3 protein-coding genes and 1 pseudogene are annotated in these 5,365 nt (G+C 47.0%); all 4 read left to right on the forward strand.

The window, feature by feature from the left end; translation table 11 throughout:
- A pseudogene (locus VIM87_RS12055) lies at window positions 1-244 on the forward strand (hypothetical protein); the annotation flags it as partial.
- A gap of 32 nt (window positions 245-276) precedes the next feature.
- Window positions 277-963, forward strand: a complete 687-nt coding sequence (locus tag VIM87_RS12060) for a hypothetical protein (RefSeq protein ID WP_331997233.1) — start codon at window positions 277-279, stop codon at window positions 961-963.
- 18 nt (window positions 964-981) lie between these two features.
- On the forward strand, window positions 982-1,962 hold the full coding sequence (locus VIM87_RS12065) for a DUF5007 domain-containing protein (protein WP_331997234.1): 981 nt from the start codon (window positions 982-984) through the stop codon (window positions 1,960-1,962).
- Window positions 1,963-2,782: 820 nt separating this feature from the next.
- The coding region (locus VIM87_RS12070) for a hypothetical protein (protein WP_331997235.1) at window positions 2,783-5,365 on the forward strand (2,583 nt) is incomplete at its 3' end.

Below are 5,365 nucleotides of genomic sequence, written 5' to 3' on the forward strand. Positions count from 1 at the left end.
GCCCTTAACCATGCCTGCGCCGGATGTGCTGATGTATGATTACATCCTGGAAAGAGGGAAGGAGCTATACCTGGAAGGGCAGCTGTTCTACGACCTGGTGCGTACTAAAACCTACACCTACATTGTGGATTGGCTTACGGAACAGCGCTATGCGCAGGAAGGCTTTTACTGGCCGGTTGATCCCCGCCTGTTCAGGGGCAACAAGTTCCTTACGCAAACCCGTTTCTGGGCAGGCAAGATCTGATCCCTTTTTTCTGACCATTTAATATTACGTATATGCAATACCGTTTAAATATCACCTTTCTCATATTAGCTGCTGCTATTTTTCTTTTTTCCTGTAAAAAGAATGATTACAAGAATGATGGGGGGGTACATGATCCGCATGTGAACATGACCACCTACGATTACCTGAAGTCGCAACGGGTATTTGATTCCCTGGTATACCTGATAGACCGTGCCGGCCTGAAGGATATGGTAAACAGCGATATAACCTTTTTTGCCGTAACCAATTACGGGGTGGATGATTACCTGAAGATCCGCCAGCTGCGTGCGGCGGAGCAAACCGGCGATGAGAATATCCCTTTTAATATGGATAGCATTTCTGTAAAGGAGCTGCAGGATTCCCTGAAGCTGTATATGATCAAGGGCGCCATTAACCGGGAGCAGATGAACCGGCAGGGACAGCTTTATGATTGTATGCTGGGCGCTATTCCCAACACAAAGTTCATGATCAGCTTACTGCGCACCTATCCTTACAATGATTATGTTTCCTATGTGGATATGGTGAACTATACAAAAGTGATCGGCTCCCGTGATGACCAGGCTTTAGACCCGGGCCAGATCCCGCAAAGTGAAAAGGATAATGCCGCCATTTGCCAAACCTCCGGTATTATTACCAACACGGGTATTGTGCATGTGCTGAACGGCTATCACCGCTTGTTTTTTAATACTGAAGTTCACTAACCATTAAAGCGAAACAACATGCAAAAAATACTATTGTTTATACTGTGTACAGCCTTTGTGATGGCTGCCTGTAAAAAAGTAGAGCCGGGCTTTTTAAGTGACCAGATGCGCTACAAGGATAACGTGATCTACTGCAAAAGAGGGCTAGGCCTGCAGCAGTCGGACCGTATTAACACCGATGAATCTACGCCGCCGGTAACCTTTAAAATGCTGAACCTGCGGGATAAAGCTACCGGTAAACCGGCGCCACAGTCTTTTTTTGATGATTATGAGGTGCTGGTTTTCAAAGACGGGGAATCTTTTAACGTGGAAACAGATACCAGCGTGGAGCAGCTCAATAAAAAGCGCGAGATCCAGAAGCTGAAGCCAATGTATTTTAATGAGAACAGCGGGCAGTTCGTGTTTAACAAAGCATCCCTGAACCTGCCGCTGGGCGATTACCTTTTTGATGTTGCCTCCCAGAACATACATGGCTCCCACACCTTTACCAGCTTTGGCCAGATCAGCGTTGTAGATCCAACGCTGGATGATATTTTTACCATAGAAGATAATGTATCCAATGCGTTTAATGTGAACAACGCAGCCACTCCTATGCGCAACCCGAAAATGACGCTCACCAAAGTGTCTAATGAAGGCGCCCGTGTGATCCTGAAGCTGGTGGATAAGAACGGCAACCCGTTCAATCCAAAGGCAGGTGAGATCATTAAGCGTGGCGACCGGCCGGTGTTTGAGAACTATGCACGCTTTCATCCTATTATTACTACGGATACGGCCATGATCTGCGATTTTGAGCTGGCGCCGTTCCCGCTTACCCGGTATAATGACGGTGCTACGGACTGGAACCACCTGATGTATTACCGGATCCCGTCGCAATTTGTGAAGGTGGATAATATGGAGGCTAACGCATTTTCCGTGAATCCGCGGTTTGCATTTGTGGTGAAACTGGAAGGAACGTATGTGGTGGAGATCAAGTTCCTGGATGCGGTGAGGGTGCATTAGTGTGGGACCGCAGGCCCCATAGTCCACGGTCCATGGTCGATGGTCCATTGCCCGCTGCGTGAAGGATGTAAAACGCAAAAGGCGGTGGGCTATGGACCGTGGTCTTTGCTTACCACGCAATGCGTACAATATGAAGAAGGCAATGGTCCATCGGCTATGGACCATGGACCATACACTGCAATCTGTAGCCCGGTTTCCACACGCTGCGCGCCTGGTCACGGGGCTTTCCCCGCCAATCCCAGCCGCTAACCGTACCGGCTCAACGGAGCTTCCACTGCTGAGTGCCCGTTTTTCCGGATACTGGCGCAGTTTTAGGAGATATGTGCAGGGCGCGGTTAATAAAAGCGTTTTTAATCTATCCTATAAATACAGTTGTTTGCCACGCCACCGGATCGTTCCCAGGAACGTGAAGGTGGCGTTTGGTTTCCCACGAAAATGAAAATGCCCCGGTGATAAATATTAATGATCATATAGTTATTGGGACCCTTGCCAGCCTTTGTGATCCTCATTTGCTCCTTTTTATAACACGAACGTTACACATGTTATCCAATAATAATCTTATTATTAAATTATATAAAATACATTTTATATATTTGCAGCGAAGAAATACAGTTGTTTGTAGGGCTGACCGTTTGGACGTGTTATTCCCTTTAATATCAAGATCCTATAGCCAAAATAAGATCACAGCACTACAAGCATACATGTTTATTTGGGACAATCTTCACGTCAGATCCCCTCATTAATCAGTGAACAGCGGGCAAAATCCTCGCATTCATCCATATAAAGAGCAGCCCGTTTTTATAGCTATCCTATACTGTCTATGAAAAAAAATTTAATTAAAGGACTGTTAAGCGCCGGCTTAATCCTGCATTCATTGTTGACATTTGGCCAGCTGCCTTATAGTCCGTGTAGCCCCAGTGGTGGTAAAAGAGCTGACCTGTTAGGTGCGGAAGTTAAATACAAAGCTCCCGGGGGCAGTGCGCCTGTGTTTACCATTCCGGCAGGAACCAAGTCCATTGCGGTTTATACCTCGTCTGAAACCGGTATAACTACCGGTGGCGATAATGCGCAGGGTGATGAAGATTTCATCACCATTAATGCTATCATCAATCTTGCAACCAATACTTCTTCCGGGTACGTAAACTATGCAAAGAATACAAACACGGATGGTTCCGGCACCAATGTATATGGATGGAAGGATGCCGCCCTGGGCGCGCTGATACCTGTTGCCAGCAAGATAGGGGATGCCACCCCGGACCTGAATAACGTTAACTTTACGGTTTCCGGCAGCACTTTAACCATCACGGAAACCGCTACCAGCATACATACTTCCTATTACGTTGAGTATCTTTCACCCTATACAAACTCTTTAAACCCGCTAAGCCCGCAGATCCGGGCATTACTGCATGGCAGCGCCGCTGCGAATACCGACCTGGTAATACCTATCCCCGCAGGCACTAACCTGATCAGCATTTCGGCGAAAGGTACCAACTCCAGCGCTACAGACCTGAATTCCGGCAGCGGTACAGAGGAAGGTTATTCCAACTTACGTTTTAACATCGACCTGGATGCCGGTTTAACCGACGGTTTTGTTACCTTATCAAACGGCGGTTCTGTGGACAGAAGATCTACTTATGTGATCAATGACATGAGCAGCACTTCCACCAGCAGCATGACCGCTTCCGGCGTTATAACCGGCGACTATTCAGCAAAGCTCACGACTGCAGGTGCAGTGGGCCTGTATAATCCACAGATCTATGTTTCCGGCACTAACCTGTATATAAAAAGAGATGCTAACTATGCACGTGATTTTGATGACGCCTATGTAGTGGAGTTCTACCATCGTGTAGGACAGGGTATGAGCGCGGATTTCATCAACACAGAAATTAAAGCTATCCCCAGCGGACTAAGCTCCACAACAGGTGTTAGCAGGATCTTTAAAATACCGCCGGGTACCAACTCCATTTATTTTAATGAAACCGGCAACGCGGTAAATACAGACCGGGAAAGTAATGAGAACTCCCTGGCTGCATATGCTTATATAGACCTGGCCACTGAAACCGCCACCGGTTATTTCTATCAGCAGGTAGGTTTATCCGGCGCTACCCGGCGCGATGATAACTATGCATTTAAAGGGGTGCCCTTAACGAATGTTAGCACCAGTACCCATGCAAATACCGTTGGATTCACTATTCCCGGTGATAATTATGACCTTTTATTTTCTTTGTCGGCCGATAAAAGTGAGCTGACAATAACCAATAAAACCGGCCTGGCCAATCCTTTCTACCAGTTCCTGCTATCGGCAGACTATTATGGTTCCAAACCGGATATTGCCTTTAGCGATGGCGCCGGTAATATAACCTTCAGCAAAGGCGCTTCCTGTAATATTGTAAGAGCCAATATAAATATCTGTAATCCCGGCTCCGGCAGCAGCAACGGGGGAATGCCCATTTCATTTTACCAGGGCGATCCGACCGTGGACCCTGCGGCTAAGCTGGTATATACCAGCACCTTTAACCAGGCCGTGGGGGTAGGAGAATGTAAGGTGTTTGTTTTTGATATTGACATGACCGGTTACAACAACCTGAATGTGCCTTTAACGCTGATCATCAACGATAATGGCAGCTTTGTGGCCGGTGGCGTAGGACATGCGGTGGGTACGCCCTTTACACTGTCATCCCTTGCGAACCAGAATTCTACTTATAAAGAATGCTACTACGATAATAATAAGATCACCAAAACAATAAATGTAAATAACTGTCCGCTCGTAAACCTGGATCCGGACAATAGCTCCGGCGCTACCGGCAATTATAATTACCTGAACTATTTTAATGCCGGCAGCGCTACCGGCTCAAAGATCGCAGATACCGATCTTAGTATAGTAGACCCGGACGCCGGTAATATTTTCAGCGCTACTATTACTTTAACCAATGTGCTGAATGCAGGTAACGAAAGCCTGAACCTGAATGGCGTACTGCCTGCGGGTATTACTATTTCGGGTAATGGCATCAGCACCATCACACTTTCGGGGCAGGCTTCGCAGGCCAGTTATATTGCTGCCATCAAAATGCTGGAGTACAAGAATACGGCCGGATCGCCTAATACTACTAACCGTATTATTACCGTGGCTGTAAATGATGGTGTGGAAACCGGCCCTGCTTCCACCACCACCATGGTTATCTTAACTACCCCGCGTATTAATGTAACCGGTAACACTATCAGCATAGCAGATGCCAGCACTACTGCCGATCTAACTGATGGTACTGATTTTGGTACTATTTTACCGGGTGGCAGCGTGGTGAATCACACTTTTGCTATCCAGAATGTGGGTACCGGTGTTATTAATTTAACCGGTACACCAGCGGTAAGCAAAACGGGCGATGCAGGTTTTACCATCTTCACA

Origin of the sequence: Chitinophaga sp., from assembly GCF_036569125.1 — a bacterium.
GTDB lineage: Bacteria > Bacteroidota > Bacteroidia > Chitinophagales > Chitinophagaceae > Chitinophaga.

What these genes read in the sequence shown, in the direction of transcription:
- VIM87_RS12060 (WP_331997233.1), top strand. Translation starts at nt 277, where the DNA reads ATGCAATACCGTTTAAATATCACCTTTCTCATATTAGCTGCTGCTATT.
- VIM87_RS12065 (WP_331997234.1), top strand. Translation starts at nt 982, where the DNA reads ATGCAAAAAATACTATTGTTTATACTGTGTACAGCCTTTGTGATGGCT.